Origin of the sequence: Kluyvera sp. EC_51 (genome assembly GCF_019584505.1) — a bacterium.
GTDB classification, from domain to species: Bacteria; Pseudomonadota; Gammaproteobacteria; order Enterobacterales; family Enterobacteriaceae; genus Kluyvera; species Kluyvera sichuanensis.
In genome coordinates this window covers 73,922-90,851 of record NZ_VDAG01000081.1, presented here as the reverse complement: position 1 = coordinate 90,851, position 16,930 = coordinate 73,922, and the positions used below count along the sequence as shown (strand labels likewise).

17 protein-coding genes are annotated in these 16,930 nt (G+C 55.7%); 9 read left to right on the top strand and 8 right to left on the bottom strand.

Features of this window, described 5'->3' with window-relative positions; translation table 11 throughout:
- Positions 1 to 141 precede the first annotated feature (141 nt).
- From FHC49_RS14660 to sad, 3 genes are all read right to left on the bottom strand, one after another.
- A complete protein-coding gene (locus FHC49_RS14660) occupies positions 142 to 507 on the bottom strand; it encodes a DUF4186 domain-containing protein (RefSeq protein WP_220440167.1) in 366 nt (121 codons plus the stop codon).
- On the bottom strand, positions 507 to 1,433 hold the full coding sequence (gene glsB, locus FHC49_RS14655; protein WP_185669028.1) for a glutaminase B: 927 nt from the start codon (positions 1,431 to 1,433) through the stop codon (positions 507 to 509). The genes FHC49_RS14660 and glsB overlap by 1 nt, the downstream gene beginning before the upstream one ends.
- 70 nt (positions 1,434 to 1,503) lie before the next feature.
- A complete protein-coding gene (gene sad / locus FHC49_RS14650; RefSeq protein ID WP_220440166.1) occupies positions 1,504 to 2,889 on the bottom strand; it encodes a succinate-semialdehyde dehydrogenase in 1,386 nt (461 codons plus the stop codon).
- 105 nt (positions 2,890 to 2,994) lie between these two features.
- Between sad and FHC49_RS14645 the strand changes: the two genes are divergently transcribed.
- The gene (locus tag FHC49_RS14645) at positions 2,995 to 3,864 is read left to right on the top strand and encodes a LysR family transcriptional regulator (RefSeq protein ID WP_185669030.1); all 870 of its coding nucleotides are present in this window, start codon (positions 2,995 to 2,997) and stop codon (positions 3,862 to 3,864) included.
- Here FHC49_RS14645 and FHC49_RS14640 read toward each other — a convergent pair.
- The gene (locus FHC49_RS14640) at positions 3,827 to 4,297 is read right to left on the bottom strand and encodes a GNAT family N-acetyltransferase (RefSeq protein ID WP_220440165.1); all 471 of its coding nucleotides are present in this window, start codon (positions 4,295 to 4,297) and stop codon (positions 3,827 to 3,829) included. The genes FHC49_RS14645 and FHC49_RS14640 overlap by 38 nt on opposite strands.
- Before the next feature lie 156 nt (positions 4,298 to 4,453).
- On the opposite strand from FHC49_RS14640, the gene FHC49_RS14635 reads away from it, so the two are divergent.
- Positions 4,454 to 5,398: an L-lactate dehydrogenase gene (locus FHC49_RS14635; protein WP_185669032.1), complete on the top strand. Its 945-nt coding sequence runs from the start codon at positions 4,454 to 4,456 to the stop codon at positions 5,396 to 5,398.
- A gap of 14 nt (positions 5,399 to 5,412) precedes the next feature.
- Here the strand turns inward: FHC49_RS14635 and FHC49_RS14630 are convergent, their stop codons facing one another.
- From FHC49_RS14630 to FHC49_RS14620, 3 genes are read right to left on the bottom strand one after another with little or no spacing between them, the layout of a single operon-like run.
- Positions 5,413 to 6,174, bottom strand: a complete 762-nt coding sequence (locus FHC49_RS14630; protein WP_220440164.1) for a DeoR/GlpR family DNA-binding transcription regulator — start codon at positions 6,172 to 6,174, stop codon at positions 5,413 to 5,415.
- 1 nt (position 6,175) lies between these two features.
- Positions 6,176 to 7,162, bottom strand: a complete 987-nt coding sequence (locus FHC49_RS14625; protein ID WP_220440163.1) for a D-threonate 4-phosphate dehydrogenase — start codon at positions 7,160 to 7,162, stop codon at positions 6,176 to 6,178.
- Positions 7,155 to 8,411 carry a four-carbon acid sugar kinase family protein gene (locus FHC49_RS14620; RefSeq protein ID WP_370631768.1) on the bottom strand — a complete coding sequence of 419 codons (1,257 nt, stop codon included), beginning with the start codon at positions 8,409 to 8,411 and terminating at the stop codon, positions 7,155 to 7,157. Before FHC49_RS14620 ends, FHC49_RS14625 begins: the two co-directional genes overlap by 8 nt.
- Positions 8,412 to 8,565: 154 nt before the next feature.
- On the opposite strand from FHC49_RS14620, the gene FHC49_RS14615 reads away from it, so the two are divergent.
- The 6 genes from FHC49_RS14615 (at position 8,566) to FHC49_RS14590 (ending at position 14,621) form a co-directional block, all read left to right on the top strand.
- Positions 8,566 to 9,711: an iron-containing alcohol dehydrogenase gene (locus FHC49_RS14615; RefSeq protein WP_220440162.1), complete on the top strand. Its 1,146-nt coding sequence runs from the start codon at positions 8,566 to 8,568 to the stop codon at positions 9,709 to 9,711.
- 20 nt (positions 9,712 to 9,731) lie between these two features.
- Positions 9,732 to 10,613 carry a dihydrodipicolinate synthase family protein gene (locus FHC49_RS14610; protein ID WP_220440161.1) on the top strand — a complete coding sequence of 294 codons (882 nt, stop codon included), beginning with the start codon at positions 9,732 to 9,734 and terminating at the stop codon, positions 10,611 to 10,613.
- Positions 10,614 to 10,895: 282 nt separating this feature from the next.
- Positions 10,896 to 11,657, top strand: a complete 762-nt coding sequence (locus FHC49_RS14605) for a TerC family protein (protein ID WP_220440160.1) — start codon at positions 10,896 to 10,898, stop codon at positions 11,655 to 11,657.
- Positions 11,658 to 11,686: 29 nt separating this feature from the next.
- Positions 11,687 to 12,859 carry an exo-alpha-sialidase gene (locus FHC49_RS14600; protein ID WP_220440159.1) on the top strand — a complete coding sequence of 391 codons (1,173 nt, stop codon included), beginning with the start codon at positions 11,687 to 11,689 and terminating at the stop codon, positions 12,857 to 12,859.
- The gene (locus tag FHC49_RS14595; protein WP_220440158.1) at positions 12,856 to 13,326 is read left to right on the top strand and encodes a YhcH/YjgK/YiaL family protein; all 471 of its coding nucleotides are present in this window, start codon (positions 12,856 to 12,858) and stop codon (positions 13,324 to 13,326) included. The genes FHC49_RS14600 and FHC49_RS14595 overlap by 4 nt, the downstream gene beginning before the upstream one ends.
- A gap of 14 nt (positions 13,327 to 13,340) precedes the next feature.
- Positions 13,341 to 14,621: an SLC13 family permease gene (locus FHC49_RS14590; protein WP_220440157.1), complete on the top strand. Its 1,281-nt coding sequence runs from the start codon at positions 13,341 to 13,343 to the stop codon at positions 14,619 to 14,621.
- Positions 14,622 to 14,686: 65 nt separating this feature from the next.
- Here FHC49_RS14590 and FHC49_RS14585 read toward each other — a convergent pair whose 3' ends face one another.
- Entirely contained in the window at positions 14,687 to 15,475 is a 789-nt protein-coding gene (locus FHC49_RS14585; protein WP_185669033.1) for a PhzF family phenazine biosynthesis protein, read from the bottom strand.
- 201 nt (positions 15,476 to 15,676) lie between these two features.
- Between FHC49_RS14585 and FHC49_RS14580 the strand changes: the two genes are divergently transcribed.
- Positions 15,677 to 16,876: a sugar transporter gene (locus FHC49_RS14580; RefSeq protein WP_185669034.1), complete on the top strand. Its 1,200-nt coding sequence runs from the start codon at positions 15,677 to 15,679 to the stop codon at positions 16,874 to 16,876.
- Positions 16,877 to 16,930: the final 54 nt, after the last annotated feature.

The following is a 16,930-nucleotide window of genomic DNA, read 5'->3' as shown; positions in this document are numbered from 1 at the left end:
TACCCCTTTATTCGTAATTAGTTTGTCAAATCCGTTCATAACGCAATTTATTCCGATACGTCGCCCGGCCTATCATATTGGACGAGCGAAGTCACATCAACCTATCAAAATCGATAGTTTTTCAGAATAAACTGATAAGTGTTAGCCGCCTCGCGGGTTCATTTGCAGTACCAGCCAGTGGTGGATAACGCGGACAACATAGTTTTGCTGCTCAGCGCTGAGCGCCTGCCCCTGAGGAATATGATGCCATTTCTCCAGGCAGCCGCGACAACAGGTCGCCGTCGCGTGCTGAGCGATAAACACCGGATGCCCTCGCATCGGCGTCTGCTTACCGTCATTCTTCGGCCACGCCGGAGCCAGCCTGCCCGCAACAAAATCAGCGGCATGCTGGTCAATCGTCGGCGCACCTTTGTCATAACAGTACTGCCGTTCTTTTACGCCCAGATGAAAGCGGCTGCGAAACGGTGAACGTTGCAGTCGCACAAACAGGCTTTCTAACGCGTCCATCAGTAAACCGAGCGTCCTATTTGTTGAGTCAGTTTTTCCAGCACGGCGACACCCGCCAGCGAGTTCCCCGTCTCATCCAGCTCAGGGCTCCAGACCGCGATCGCCATCTCGTGCGGCACAATCGCCACCACGCCGCCGCCAACGCCAGATTTCGCCGGCAGACCCACGCGCCAGGCAAACTCTCCGGCGTTCTGATACATGCCACTGGTCGCCATCAGCGCATTCACCTGACGCGCCTGCATCGGGGAGATAACCGGCGTATCGAGATGAATCGCCTTCCCCTGATTGGCCAGGAACAGGAAGGTATGGGCCAGCTCAATACAGTTCATCTCCAGCGCACAGTAATGGAAATAGTTCTGCAGTACCGTCGTGACATCATGATGGAAGTTGCCGAAGGATTTCATCAGCCAGGCAATCGCCGCATTACGCGCCGAATGTTCAAACTCAGAGCGCGCCACCTGCGCATCGTAACCAATACTGGAGACACCGCTAAGCTTGCGTACAATTTCGAGCATCCGCTGACGCGGGGCGCTGAGTCGCCCCTGCAGCATATCGCAGACCACCAGCGCACCGGCGTTAATAAACGGGTTGCGCGGAATGCCCTGCTCGATTTCAAGCTGCAAAAGGGAATTGAAGGGTTGCCCGGAAGGATCTTTTCCGACACGAGACCAGATCTCCTCAGCCTGATAGTGGTTCATCGCCACCACCAGACTCAGGACTTTCGAAATCGACTGGATGGAAAAACGTTCAGTCGCATCGCCCGCGCTATAGTGCTGCCCGTCGACGGTGCTGATAGCAATCCCCAGTTTATTGCCGCTGACGCAGGCCAGTGCCGGAATATAATCCGCCACCTTCCCCTGCCCAATCAGCGGCCTGACATCATCAAGTATGGATGTCAGCATGGCATTATTGATAACCGTAGCCACTTACACTCCTTGCCCACAGGCTATTTTCGGCCTGGGAGTATAGCAGAGCCTAAGGGCTACGTCGTTTGGGTTAGTGACGATCTTTCCATACCGTCTGCACATTACAGAACTCGCGCAAACCGAAGTGCGACAGCTCACGACCAAAGCCACTTTTCTTCACGCCGCCGAAAGCGACACGGGCATCGCTGGCGCTATAGCCATTGATAAATACCCCGCCGCACTCCAGCTCATCCGCAAAGCGCTGGGCCTGGACCGTGTCACTGGTAAAGACGGTCGCCGACAGGCCAAACTCACTATCATTTGCCAGCGCCAGCGCGTGGTCAGCGTCACGGGCAACGGTAATTGCCGCCACCGGGCCAAACATCTCCTGACGGAAGGCGGTCATGGTCGGCGCCACATTCGCCAGTACGGTTGCCGGATAGTAGTTACCCTCGCTACTCAGCAGTTCGCCGCCAAGCAACAGCGATGCGCCCTCATTGACGGTTGCCATCACCTGGTTATGCAGTTCATCGCGCAGGTCAAAACGCGCCATTGGCCCCAGATAGTTCTCTTCGTCAGTCGGCTCACCCATTTTGAGCGCCGCCGCTGCCGCAACAAACTTCTCGGTAAACTGTTCGGCGATACCCGCTTCGACGATGAAGCGTTTCGCCGCTGCGCAAACCTGCCCGGTATTCTGATAGCGACCAATGACTGCCGCCTGCACCGCCATGTCGATATCAGCATCGTTCAGGACGATAAACGGATCGGAACCCCCCAGCTCCAGCACGCATTTTTTCAGCGCCGCACCGGCCTGAGCACCAATCGCTTTACCTGCACGCACGCTACCGGTCACGGTAACTGCCGCAATGCGCGGGTCGTTGATCATCTGCGTCACGCCGTCGTTAGTCGCGTTAACCCAGCTAAACACACCCGCCGGAACGCCAGCCTGCGCTACGATATCGCCAATCAGCGCCGCACAGCCCATCACGTTAGGCGCGTGCTTCAGAATATAGCTATTCCCCGCGAGTAAAATAGGCACAGCACCGCGCAGCACCTGCCACAGCGGGAAGTTCCACGGCATAATCGCCAGCACCGGGCCAAGCGGACGGTATTCAATCACCGCCTGGTTATTCTCAACCTGAGTCGATTCGGTGGCCAGCATCGCCGGGCCATGTTCGGCATACCAGTCGCACAGATGGGCAGATTTCGCCACTTCGCCACGCGCCTGTTTAATCGGTTTACCCATTTCACGGGTGATGCATTGCGCCATCTCTTCACCACGTTCACGCAGAACGCGGCCAATCGCACGCAGTGCGTCAGCGCGTTGCTCAATTGCCGTCTTACGCCATTGACGAAACGCGGTATCCGCCAGCGTAATGGCGATATCCACTTGCGGACCGGTTGCCCACGGCAGCGAAGCGATGGTTTCGCCGTTAGCCGGGTTAATAGAGACAGCGTGCGTTGCAGGTGAAGTCATCTTATTTCTCTCTCAATCAATTGCGTAGTGATGACAGTTTCGCCTATCCTGCCATTTATGAAAAATGAATAATATTAACCGAACCATTCACGATACGAGAATGCCATGGATTTAACCCAGCTTGAGATGTTTAACGCCGTTGCCGAGACCGGCAGTATTACCCAGGCCGCCCAGCGAGTGCATCGCGTGCCCTCTAACCTGACGACCCGCATTCGCCAGCTGGAAGCTGATCTTGGCGTTGAGCTGTTCATTCGTGAGAACCAGCGGCTGCGTCTGTCGCCCGCCGGACATAGCTTTCTACGCTATAGCCAGCAGATCCTCTCGCTGGTTGACGAAGCCCGCATGGTGGTGGCTGGCGATGAGCCGCAGGGGCTGTTTTCTCTCGGTGCGCTGGAGAGTACTGCCGCCGTACGCATTCCCGAAACGCTGGCCCGCTATAACCAGCGTTATCCGCGCATTCAGTTTGATTTAGCCACCGGCCCATCGGGCACGATGACCGACGGTGTGCTGGAAGGCACGCTCAGCGCCGCGTTCGTCGATGGGCCGGTGATGCATCCGGGATTGGACGGTATGCCCGTCTACCCAGAGGAGATGATGATTGTCGCCGCCCACGGGCATCCGCCGATTACCCGCGCCAGTGAGGTCAACGGTGCCAGTATCTATGCGTTTCGCGCCAACTGCTCTTACCGTCGGCATTTCGAAAGCTGGTTCCATGCCGACCAGGCGACGCCGGGGCGTATACATGAAATGGAGTCCTATCACGGAATGCTGGCCTGCGTGATTGCCGGAGCCGGGCTGGCATTAATGCCGCGCAGCATGCTGGAAAGCATGCCGGGGCATCATCAGGTAGAGGCATGGCCGCTGGCAGAGAAATGGCGCTGGCTGACGACCTGGCTTGTCTGGCGACGCGGGGCCATGAGCCGCCAGCTGGAAGCCTTTATTGCGCTACTGGATGAGCCAGCGGTTTCACCATAAAGACGCTGAGCGGATCCGGCTGATACGGCGCAAAAGCGTCACACACTTCATAGCCGCAGCGTTGATACAGACAGATTGCCGCATGCTGGTGAATCCCCGTCTCCAGCTGCAGCGTGCGGCAACCGCGCTGCAATGCGGCAGTTTCAAGCTCTGCCAGCAGTTTTTCGCCCAGGCGCTGACCGCGGTGCGTCGGATTGATAAAGACCCGCTTCATCTCACCGCGCCCCGCGTCATCCAGCACAATTGCCCCGCAGCCGACGGCTTCTTCCCCTTTACGGATAACCATCACGATCAGCTGATTTTGCGGCAGCGACGCGAGATCCAGCAGATGATTACTCTCCTCGGGATAGAGCGCACTTTGATAACGGTCAAGCTCGGCGATAAGGGCATTGACGGCGGGGTCGGCGGATGGAGTTATTGCGATCGTGTACATGGGTGCAGGGTCCTGTTTTATTGTTGTTTTTCTACTCTATCATTCGCCATCGTTTAGTCTCATAGCATTAACTTATAATTTGCCCCGGCTCTTGCGCTAACCGGTTGTTAACGAGTAGTTTTATCCACTGTTATTTGTCCCTGTACTGGAATAACCATGAACACGAAAGCCCGTAAAGTCATGATCATCGGCGCCGGTAACGTCGGCGCGTCAGCCGCCTATGCGCTGCTGAATCAGAATATTTGCGAAGAATTGATCCTGGTCGACCTGAATAAGACCCGTGCCGAAGCGCACGCACAGGACCTCAGCGATGCCGCGGCCTATATGCCCGGTATGATGACCATCTCCTGCCGCGATGCCAGCGACTGCGCCGATGTGGATATTGCGGTTATTACCGTCTCCGGCGGCGCGCTGAAGCCCGGCCAGACACGTCTTGATGAGCTGAAAAGCACGGCCAAAATTGTACATAGCATCGTGCCGCAGATGATGGCCGGTGGCTTTAACGGTATTTTCCTGATTGCCACCAACCCCTGCGACATTATCACCTGGCAGGTGTGGCAGCTTTCTGGTCTGCCGCGCAGCCAGGTTATCGGTACCGGCGTGTGGCTCGATACCACGCGTCTGCGCCGCAAGCTGGCTCAGGATCTGGATATTGGCGCGCAAAGCATCGACGCGTTCATTCTCGGCGAGCACGGCGACAGCCAGTTCCCAGTATGGTCGCACTCGTCGGTGTACGGTTCACCTATCGAGAACGTCTACCTGCAACGTACCGGTAAAGCACTGGATCGTGAGTCGATGGCAGAGAGAGTTCGTAAGTCAGGCTTTGAGATTTACGCCGGGAAAGGCTGCACCGAGTACGGTATTGCCGGAACCATTGCCGAAATCTGCCGTAATATCTTTACCGGCAGCCACCGCGCGCTGGCGATTTCCTGCATTCTGGACGGGGAATACGGCGTTGAAGGCGTCGCCATCGGCGTTCCCGCCGTGCTGGCGCAAAGCGGCGTACAGCAGATTATTGAACTGCAGCTCGCCGCCGAGGAGCAGGAGAAGTTTGCCCGCTCGGTGGCGATTATTAAGTCGAATATTACGCTGTTACCGTAAACCCGTCGCCCCGGTTAGCCCGCTATGGTTAGCCGGGGTTTGCTGTTTTCCAACGCCAGACGAGTGTCGTCGCTCAAGTGACGGTCGGTGATGATGTCGGTCAGCGAATCCAGATGCACGATATTAAACAACGACCAGGCGCCGTATTTTGAACTATCGGCTAACAGCACCCGGCGACGGGCGTTCGCAATGAGATCGCGTTTCAACGCGGCCTTCTCTTCCGTCGGCGAAGTAATGCCTTTCTCCAGATCCCATCCGTTGCAGCTTAAAAATGCCAGATCGGGCCAGATATTCTGTAATAAGCGTCGCCCGTGATCGCCAATACAGGACTGGCTGCTATCGTCGATGCGGCCGCCAATAATGGTGACCTCAATTTGCTTAAACTCCGCCAGAAACAGCGCAATATGCAGGTCGCTGGTGATCACGCGTAGCGGCAGGTGGGTAATCTGCCGGGCCAGCTCAATCATGGTCGTACCGGCATCCAGTACGATAGCATCACCCGCTTTTACCATCGCCGCGGCGGCGCTGGCAATCGCCTGTTTTTCCTGTGGACTACGCTGCGATTTTTCAACCGTAGTGGGCTGGATAGGAATAAACCGGTTAAGCGTAACGCCGCCGTGCGTTCGGCTGATGACCCCTTCCTGATCGAGTTTAATCAGGTCGCGGCGAATCGTGGCGGGTGACGCATTCGTCGCCGCGACCAGTTGGTCGACTGTGACCAGATTATGGCTTTTGAGAAAGTCCATAATCTGCTCTAACCGGTTATATCCCTTCATGTTATTCCTGTGCTATTTGCATGGCGAGCGCAATGGAGGTTGCCATGCTCTCAGACTTAGCTTTACCTGTCCAGGCAATATCAAACGCGGTGCCGTGATCGGCCGAAGTACGAATAAACGGTAGCCCGGCGGTGATGTTCACCCCATCATAAAAGCCTAACAGCTTCAGCGGAATATGCCCCTGATCGTGGTACATCGCCACCACCATGTCATATAGCCCTTCGTGACACTGCATAAAGACCGTATCCGGTGGACATGGCCCCGTCACCTGGATGCCCTTCGCTTGCATTGCGTTAACGGCCGGGCCAATGATGCGAATCTCTTCATCGCCGAACAGTCCGTTCTCCCCAGCATGTGGATTGACGCCCGCAACGGCGATACGCGGCTGGCGGTAACCCACCCGCCGCAGGAAGCGGTCAGCAATACCAATCACCGTCTCAACACGCTGCTGGCTTAGGTTATCCAGGAATTTACGCAGCGCCACATGGGTAGAAATATGGATGACTTTAAGCTTATCGGTATAGAGCACCATGGCGTAATCTTTGGTGTGCGTCAGGTGCGCCAGCATTTCAGTATGCCCCGGGAAATCATGCCCCCCCAGATGCAGCGCCTCCTTGTTAAGCGGCGCGGTGGCAATCGCGAAAACCTCACCGGCCATCGCCAGTTCCGTAGCGCGCTTGATACAACGATAGGCCAGGTCCCCGGCCTCTTCCTGTACCAGACCCGGTTTAAGCGCCTGTGGGTTAGCCAGCGGTTCATTGATAACGTTGATTGTGCCTGGAGTAAACTGCGCCTGTGAAGGACGTTCAATCACCAGCAACTCGGCGTGCGGCGTGATCCCCAATGCCAGTATGCGACGAAAGGTCTCAACGCATCCCACCACCACCACCGGCGCACCGTTCAAATCCCCTTCCGTTAGCGATTTAATAATGATCTCCGGGCCAATGCCCGCCGGGTCGCCCATCGTTACTGCAATGATGTTAGTCACTCATTTTCTCCTCAATAGAATCTACGACTTCACGCAGCGTGGTTTCGCTGCCGAACCCGCCTGCTTTGGTCATTACCGGACGTTGCCAGTGGCTGCCAAGAAAATGGCCGTACGGCACGCACTGCGCCACACGGCCTGTAATTTGAAACCCGGTCGCATTAAGCGCGGTTGCCACCGCGATAGCGACATCGCCACCGGACAGATACAGCGCGCCGGGTTGGCTGCTGTGCAGCGCCGCTTTCACCAACTGCGCCAGGTGACGGCAGACCCGTTCGCCAAGTTCGGCGCGCGTGACGCCACGCACCCGGCACTGTTCGCTAATACGCTCCCGCGTTTGGGCATCCACCGTGGTTGTCACCACACAGTGCAGGCCGCGTTGAATCACCTCAGCGATCCGCTGCGCATCGCTTGTCGTGACGCCGGTGAATGCCTGCTCAACATCGATGGTTATCTGCCGCACTCGAGGGTGCCCATGCAGCACGGCAATTTGCCGCTGAGCAATTTCACTCATCGATCCCACTACGGCCAACAGCGGCCCATGCTGGCGATGGGCAAGATGGCGAGCCAGCGCGTCACACACGCCGCCAGAACCCACCAGCAGAACACGGCGTTGGCGACGGGCTATCCCGGCAATAATGGCATCGAGGTCCGCATCGGTTTGCGCATCAACGATCGCTATCTCCCCCGAGGCCACACTATGACACAGCGTGGTATCCAGTTCGGTGAGAGCGATAGCGCGACATGGCAGCGGGCTTTGCTGCGTAATCAGAGTGGCAATATCGGCATGAGTGACGGGGGTTTTCGGGTCGCTGGCAAACTCAGTCTCCGTAAGCAGTACACCGTTTACATAACAACGGCCCCCTTGTGTCACTCGCCCTGCCGATGGATACGCTGGGGCAACGATGGCGAGTGAACACGCCAGCGCCTGCATCATGGTTTCAATCTCCGCCCCCACGTTACCGCGTAAGGTAGAGTCGATTTTCTTGACCGCCCAGCGCGGCGCAACCGACCCCTCCCTCTTTTGCAGCAACGCGCTAACCCGGCGTACCGCCTCGGTTTTTGTCAGCGCCCGACTGTCGCTATTAAGGATCAGCGCCTGCGCATCTCCCTGGTAATGCTCATCAAACGCAACATCAACCCGCATGCCGGTTTCCGCCAGGCTGACCCCAGCATCGTTGGCACCGGTAAAGTCGTCCGCCAGGACCAGTACCTTGTTATCGCAGAGTTGCATGGTTTTCCCTTTTTGCATCGTTTAATTTCTGATTTGATCATATTCAATCACATTTGATTAAGTGTGAGCAACTTCAAGTTATTAAACCGCGGGATAAATTATAAATTCTCGCCATGTTGTTATCAGCATTGATATCAGATTGATTGATTTCAATCACACACAGGAGAAGAGAGTGGCTACCATAAACAGTACGCTTATCAGCGGAGCCGGGGCGTTCAGCGCCCTGACCTCGTTATTGCCAGAAATGAAAAAGGTATTGCTGGTCACCGATAGCAACGTCGGAAAACTGCCCGCCACGACGGCGATCCACGCGCTCCTTACGGCGAACGGCAAAGAGGTGCAGATCATTGATACCGTACCGGCTGAGCCAACCCAGCACGATATGGCGCAGATCCTTACTGTTGCCAGCGCCTGGCAACCCGAACTGGTGGCAGGCATTGGCGGTGGCAGCGTGCTGGACGTGACCAAGTTGCTGTCGGTGCTTTTACACCCACAGTCTCCCGGCCTGGATGCACTGCTGAACGGCGAAAAACCAGCGCATAAGATCCCGTCATTATTGATTCCCGCGACGGCTGGCACCGGCTCGGAAGCGACGCCCAACGCCATTCTTGCGATCCCTGAGCAAAACACCAAAGTCGGTATTATCTCCCCGGTGCTGCTGCCTGATTATGTGGCGCTATTGCCGGAGTTAACCACCAGCATGCCGGCGCATATTGCCGCATCGACGGGGATTGATGCGCTGTGCCATTTACTGGAATGCTTTACCGCCACGGTGGCGAACCCGGTGAGCGATAACGCCGCGCTTATTGGTCTGCACAAACTGGTTCGTCATATCGACATCTCGGTACAGCAGCCCGATAACTTAGCCGCCAGGCTCGAGATGCTCTGGGCGTCATATTACGGCGGCGTGGCGATAAACCATGCGGGAACGCATCTGGTTCATGCCCTTTCCTACCCGCTTGGTGGAACCTGGCACCTGCCGCACGGCGTGGCGAACGCGATTCTGCTGGCCCCTTGCATGGCTGTGGTTCGCCCTCACGCCGAGGCAAAATTCGCGCAGGTCTGGGATCTGATCCCCGATGCGGATCGTTCATTAAGCACGGAAGAGAAATCCTATGCGCTGGTTGACTGGCTGGCGGCATTAGTCAAACGACTGGCGCTTCCCGATAGCCTGCTCGCCCTTGGCGTGCCTCCAGAGAGTATTGATTCTCTGAGCGAAGCGGCACTCAACGTGAAGCGCCTGCTCAATAACGCCCCCTGCCACGTCAGCAAGGACGATGTTCAGGCCATCTATCGCACGCTCTTTCCGGCGTGCTAATCCCAAACAAGGAATCCATTATGAGTCACTCTATCACCGGCGTATTAACCGCCATCGTCACCCCTTTCGATAACGACGGCGCGCTGAATATTCCCGAGCTTAAACGTCAGGTCAATCGGCAGATTGAGGCCGGGAACGGCATTTTCTGCGGCGGTACCAACGGCGAATTTTTTGTGCTCAATGAAGATGAGAAAGTCGCGGTGGCGAGTGCCTGCGTCGAGGCCGCCGCAGGACGCGTGCCGGTTGTTGCACACATTGGCGAAGTCTCCACGCGGGAAACTATCCGTCTCGGTCAGCGCATTGCCCAACTGGGCGTGGATGCCGTCTCGGTTATTACCCCGTGGTTTGTTCCCCTGAAACAGGGCGAACTGGTTGCGCACTATAGCGCCATCGCCGACGCCCTGAGCGTTCCGATGTTCCTCTACAACATTCCCGCCCGCACCGGCAACACCATTGAGCCGCAGACGGCACACCAGTTAGCGCAGCACCCGAACATCATTGGTCTTAAGGACAGCGCGGGAAACTACGAGAGCCTGAAGGGTTTCCTTGACGCCGTGCGCGATATCCCGAATTTCTCGATATTGAATGGCCCGGATTCGCTGATTCATCAGGGCTATGTAGACGGCTGCTCTGCCTGTATTTCCGGCCTGGCCAACGTCGCGGCAAAAGAGATTAACGCTATCTGGTCCCGTTTCCAGGCGGGCGATATTGAAGGTTCACGACAGGCTCAGGAAAAGGTTACCGTCCTGCGCACCGAACTCTACAAAATCGCGTTCTCACCTGCAGTGGTGAAAAAAACGCTACAGCTTAACGGCCACAACGTCGGAGATAGTCGCTACGCGGTCGCGTTTACTCCGGCCCAGCAGCAGCAAATACAAGAACTCGGCGCGCCATACTGTTAATCTTGTGCACGTTATTCCTATTTACAGATGCCGATGATTAATGATTTCACCGAATGACATGGTTGGGAACGGCATTCCCAACCAGAAATAACAGAAAGATTCAAACGCAATGACGCGTTAAATAAATGCATGCTGAAGATATTATTGTCACTCACTGGTCAGACCGTTTATTGATAATTGTTATTATTTGGAAGTGCTATTTATACGTTCTCAGTCTGCAGTATTTTAATAAATAACGGGTTGCTTACTGGCACCCTACCATTCTGCGAAAGGGCTTTGTCAATGTTTATATGGCTGTTCGATCCCGATATATGGTTAACGTTAGTCACGCTAACGTTTCTGGAGATTATTCTCGGGGTCGATAATATTATATTTCTTTCACTGGTTGTGGCAAAACTACCGCTAGAGCAGCAGAATATGGCGCGAAAACTGGGGCTTGGCGGCGCGATGATAATGCGGATTCTGTTGCTTATCTCCATCGCCTGGTTAGCGCATATCACCGCCCCCCTGTTGACTATCGGGCACTTCCCGGTCTCGCTGCGCACGCTGATTCTCTTCGCTGGCGGCCTGTTCTTGATCTACAAGTCGCTCCAGGAGATCCTGGCTGAAATCCGGCAGGAGCAAGAACAGCATAACGACGATAAACGTCAACTCTCCCTGACGGGTGCGATTGTCCAGATTATGTTATTGGATATCGTGTTCAGTCTTGACTCAGTGATTACCGCCGTGGGGTTATCGCAGCATATCTTTATTATGGTGGCGGCCGTGGTGATTGCGGTCGGCGTGATGATGTTTGCCGCTAAAGCTATCGGTGATTTCGTCAATAACACGCCTTCAATAAAAATACTGGCTCTCACTTTCCTGCTGTTCGTCGGTGTGTTACTCGTGGCCGACAGCGTCAATATTCATATTGCTAAAGGCTACCTCTATTTCGCCATATTCTTCTCTCTGACCGTAGAAATTATCAATATTGTACGGAATCGGCGACTCAGTAAAACAACAAACTCTCATAAAGCGTTTAAGACCTTAGAACTGAATAAATAAAACCCTGAATAATAAAATGGAGTCTGATTATGTCTGTAACCCTTATTCGTGACGGTATTATTCGTCATGACCGTCACGACACGCAGGTTGCCACTGCCATGCTGCCGTCGACCTGCCCACAAAACCATGCCGCTAATCTATTACCCCTGCCGGACGGCGCGCTGATGTGCGTATGGTTCGGCGGCACCCAGGAGGGCGTAGCCGATATCTCCGTCTGGGGATCGCGGCTGGCGCCCGGCAGCGAGCAATGGAGCGAGGCCGTGAAACTGTCTCACGACGGCACCCGCTCTGAGCAAAACCCGGTGCTGTTTCTGGACCCGGACAACGTGCTGTGGCTGCTGTGGACCGCACAGATCTCCGGCAATCAGGATACCGCGATTGTCCGTTACCGCCAGTCGCACGATCTCGGGATCAGTTGGGGAGAAACTGCCACGCTGCTTGACCAACCGGGAACGTTCATCCGCCAGCCAATCGTAGTACTGGAGAACGGCCATTGGCTGCTGCCCGTATTTTACTGCCGCACCCAGCCGGGAGAAAAATGGGTCGGTAATGATGATATCAGCGCGGTGAAGATTTCCGCTGATAAGGGGAAAACCTGGGGGGATGTCATTGTTCCCCGGAGCCTGGGATGCGTGCATATGAATATCACCCCGCTCTCTAATGGCACGCTGCTGGCGCTGTTTCGCAGCCGCTGGGCCGATCATATCTATGCCAGTCACTCCACGGATGGCGGTGAAAGCTGGTCCATCCCCGAGGCGACCAATCTGCCGAATAACAACTCCTCTATTCAGGTGACAACGCTCGCCAACGGCGAACTGGCGCTGGTCTTTAACGCCATGAGCGCCGCCGGTGCGCTGGAACGCCGGGCCTCGCTGTACGACGAAATCGACGATGGTGATAACAGCCGTAAAGAGCCGCAGCCCACGGGCGGCAAAAGCGCCTTCTGGGGAGCGCCACGCGCGCCGATGACCATTGCCATCTCTGATGACGGCGGTAAAACCTGGCCGTGGCAGCGCAATCTGGATGAAGGCGATGGCTACTGCATGACCAACAATTCGCTGGATAAACGCAACCGTGAGTTCTCCTATCCCAGCATCAAACAGAGCCCGGATGGCACCCTACATATTGCCTACACCTGGTACCGCCAGGCGATTAAGTACGTCCGCACGACCCCTGAATGGATAAAAGGAGCCGCACAATGATTATCGGCAATCTCAACGCGCTGGCGATGGCCGGGCTCCCTCTCGCCATTCGGCAATTACTTTCCCGTTCCGACTGCTCGCTCGAGGCTTTGATCGCGCGGGAAGATGGGCGATGGCAGCCGGTAAACGACTCATGGTTTTGCACCATCGGTAACGCGCAGACGCAATCCGCCGACCAACGTCACACGGAGTATCACCGGGAGTGGGCCGATATACAGGTGATGCTGTCGGGGCGCGAGTTAATTCACGCTGGCGTGCAGGATGTTGGGAAGCTTGACGATGAAGAGCGCAAACCGGACCTGTTTATCACCCACAGCGCTACGCCAGGCGTCGCCATTACGCTGCAAACGGGAGATTTCGCTCTTTTTATGCCGGGAGAACCGCACCAGGCACTTTGTCTGGTCGATTCACCTGCCACCGTGCGAAAGGCCGTCTTTAAAGTCCCTCGCGACATGCTGGATGCCTAAAAAGGAGCTAAAAAATGACCACGGAAATGATTCTGTCGCTTGGAATACTCATCCTGATGATCGTGCTGATCATGACGGACAAACTTCCTTTTGGCGCGCCACCTTTGCTTGCCTGCCTGCTGTTAGTCGTCTGCAAGGTTTCCACCATTCAACAAGCCTTTGCCGGGTTTGTGAATTCCACCGTCATTATGCTGGCGGGTTTTATGGTCGTGATGGCGGGATTACAAAAAACCCGGCTGATTAGCAGTATCAAAACGGCAATGATGGTGCATCTCAACCGGGGCGGCTATAAAAGCTATATTCTGTTGCTGATGATCGTCATGCTTGGCGCAAGCCTGGCGGGTACTGGGGCGACGGGGTATTACGTCCTGATTCTCTCGCTTATCGCCTCACTGCCTTATAGCCAAAAGCTCCCCACCTCGAAACTGGTGATGCCGTTAGGCTTTGCGACTAACCACCCGCTGATCCCGATCAACGTCGCGCTGCTTTTCGGCGTCACCGTCTCCGTACTGCAGGCGTCGGGAATTAACCAGGAAATTTCGATGATGAAATTCGCCCTGGTCAACCTGGTGATGTCCGCAGCCTATTTTGCCTGGAGCCTGATTGCATACCGATTTTTGCCCAATCATCCGATTGCCGACGCGGCGGATGAAAGTGCAGCGGCGCTGGAAGATGAGGCATCGACCCTCCCCGCATGGAAAGAGAAATGCACCGTGGGAGCATTCTTCTTTAGCGTGATTGGCATGATGCTGATGAGCACCTTGGGTGATATTGCCTATATTGCACCCGGCTTAGCAGGCGCGTTTCTGCTCTTTATTGGCGTACTCGACTTTAAAGAGGTCCGTGACCACATGGGCGCGCCGGTGATCATCATGACCGCCTGCGTCATTGGGGTCTCCGATGCGCTTGCCGGTACCGGGGTGACGGCGATGATTGGTAATGCCGTTGCTGGCGTGCTGGGCACCAGCGTTTCACCGTTCATTTTCATTCTTATTCTGGCCTTGCTGACCAGCACCTGCGCGACCTTTACCGGGTCAACCATCGGCTCAATTTTTATCTTTGGGCCCATCGGCATCGCGGCCTGCACTGGGCTAGGGTTGAACCCAACGGCGGCGGCCATTGCGATCACGATATCCGGCTGGAACGGTGGCTATATGCCGATTGACGGTATGCCAGCCATGATTATGGGCATGGGGAAATATAAAATGTCGGAGTTTTGGCTCTTCACGATTCCGATGTACCTGATTCGCATTCTGGCGCTGTGCGCGGGCGCCATCTTTATCTTCCCGGTATGATGTTCTAGCGGCAGAGAACCCCGGCCTGGCAATGCGGGTCGGGGTTTCTTCGTCCGGGCGACGGATTAATCCAGCAGCACTTTCCCTTGTAAATAGGTTCTCGCCACCCCGCTCATCAATACCCTCTCACCCACCCATTCACAGCGCACATCGCCACCGCGCGCGGATACCTGACGCGCCAGCATCCGGGTTTTACCGAGCTTTTCGCCCCAGTACGGAATTAACATGGTGTGTGCGGAGCCGGTAACCGGGTCTTCCCACACCGCTTCGCCCGGTGAGAAGAAGCGGCTAACAAAATCATAATCACCGTCGCCCGCAGCGGTGACGGACACTTTATGTTCACCGGGGATCATGGCGCTGATATTGGGTTTCAGCGCTTCAACCTGCTGCCGGTTTTCCAGCTCAATCACCCATGCCCGGCCTTTACGGGCATTCAGGTAGTGGGTAACGCCCAGTGCATGCAGCATGTCCGCCGGAGGCGTGGCGTCGTGGGTGGCACCAGCCGGGAAGTCCAGCGTGAGCCATTCGTCGCGGCGCGAGACGGTTAAGCGGCCGGACAAGGTGTCGAAATGGACGCGTTCATCAGGGTAATGAAGGTGCTGAAACACCACGTGAGCGCTGGCAAGCGTCGCGTGGCCGCAGAGGTTAACTTCATTTTGGGTGGTAAACCAGCGCAGGGCAAAACCGCCGTGCTGCTTAACAATAAACGCCGTTTCCGATTGATTATGCTGACGGGCCATTTTCAACAACGTCTCATCGGGCAGCCAGTCGTCAAGCAGACAAACCGCCGCCGCGTTACCACCGAAAGCATGGTCGCTAAAGGCATCAACCATATAAAAATCAATCTCGTGCATGCGTATCCCCTGAATCATATGTGCGAGATAGCAAACTGACATAAAAAATGAATACCGGCAACTCGCTTTCTGGCGCTAAAAAGTGACACTGTCACACAACTACAAAAATGAGAGGTTAATCACAAAATAATTGTATTTGTCGCAAAAATCGCTTTAAGATCGCTTATCTGTTCCTTTCTTTAACGCTCCCGGTGCATTTTTATGACAACAAACACGGTCTCTCGTCGGATCGCGTGGCTTCGGGTAGTCACGCTGGCTATCGCTGCTTTTATCTTCAATACCACTGAATTCGTTCCGGTTGGACTGCTCTCCGACATCGCCAGCAGTTTTGGCATGCAGACGGCGCAGGTCGGGATCATGCTGACCATCTACGCCTGGGTGGTCGCACTGATGTCGCTGCCGTTTATGCTGCTGACCAGCCAGATGGAACGGCGTAAATTGCTGATCGGGCTTTTTATTCTGTTCATTGCCAGCCACGTGCTGTCGTTCCTCGCGTGGAACTTCACCGTACTGGTGATAAGCCGAATCGGAATTGCGTTTGCCCATGCGGTGTTCTGGTCAATTACCGCCTCTCTGGCGATTCGTATGGCGCCAGCCGGTAAACGTGCACAGGCGCTGAGTCTGATAGCGACCGGCACGGCGTTGGCAATGGTCTTCGGCATTCCGATCGGTCGTATCGTGGGGCAATACTTCGGCTGGCGAACCACCTTCTTCGCCATCGGCGTAGGTGCGCTCATCACCATGCTGGCGCTGATTAAGCTGCTGCCTAAGCTGCCGAGTGAACATTCCGGTTCGCTGAAAAGCCTGCCGGTGCTGTTCCGTCGTCCGGCGCTGATGAGCATTTATCTGCTGACCGTGGTGGTGGTGACCGCCCATTACACCGCCTACAGCTATATTGAACCCTTTGTGCAGACAGTGGCCGGGCTGAGCGGTAATTTTGCCACGATTCTGCTGCTGGTGCTGGGCGGCGCGGGGATTATCGGTAGCATTATCTTCAGTAAGCTCGGCAATAAACATTCGTCAGGGTTGATCAACGGTGCCATTGGCCTGCTGCTAGTCTGCCTGCTGTTGCTGCTTCCCGCCGCGCAGGATGCCACTCACCTCGCCGTGCTCAGCATCTTCTGGGGTATTGCCATTATGGTGATCGGTCTGGGAATGCAGGTGAAAGTGCTGGCGCTGGCGCCGGATGCCACCGACGTAGCAATGTCGCTGTTCTCCGGGATTTTCAATATCGGGATTGGTGCCGGGGCGCTGCTGGGTAGCCAGATAAGCACCCATCTGTCGATGTCGTCTATCGGCTATGTGGGTGCGGCACCGGCGCTGGCGGCGCTTGTCTGGTCGGTGATGATTTTCCGCCGCTGGCCATCGGCATCGTTAGAGGAACAGGCGCATCAGCATTGATGTGCTTCCCGGCGTCGCTGCGCTTGGCCGGGCTACGTTCAGATTGGTAGCCCG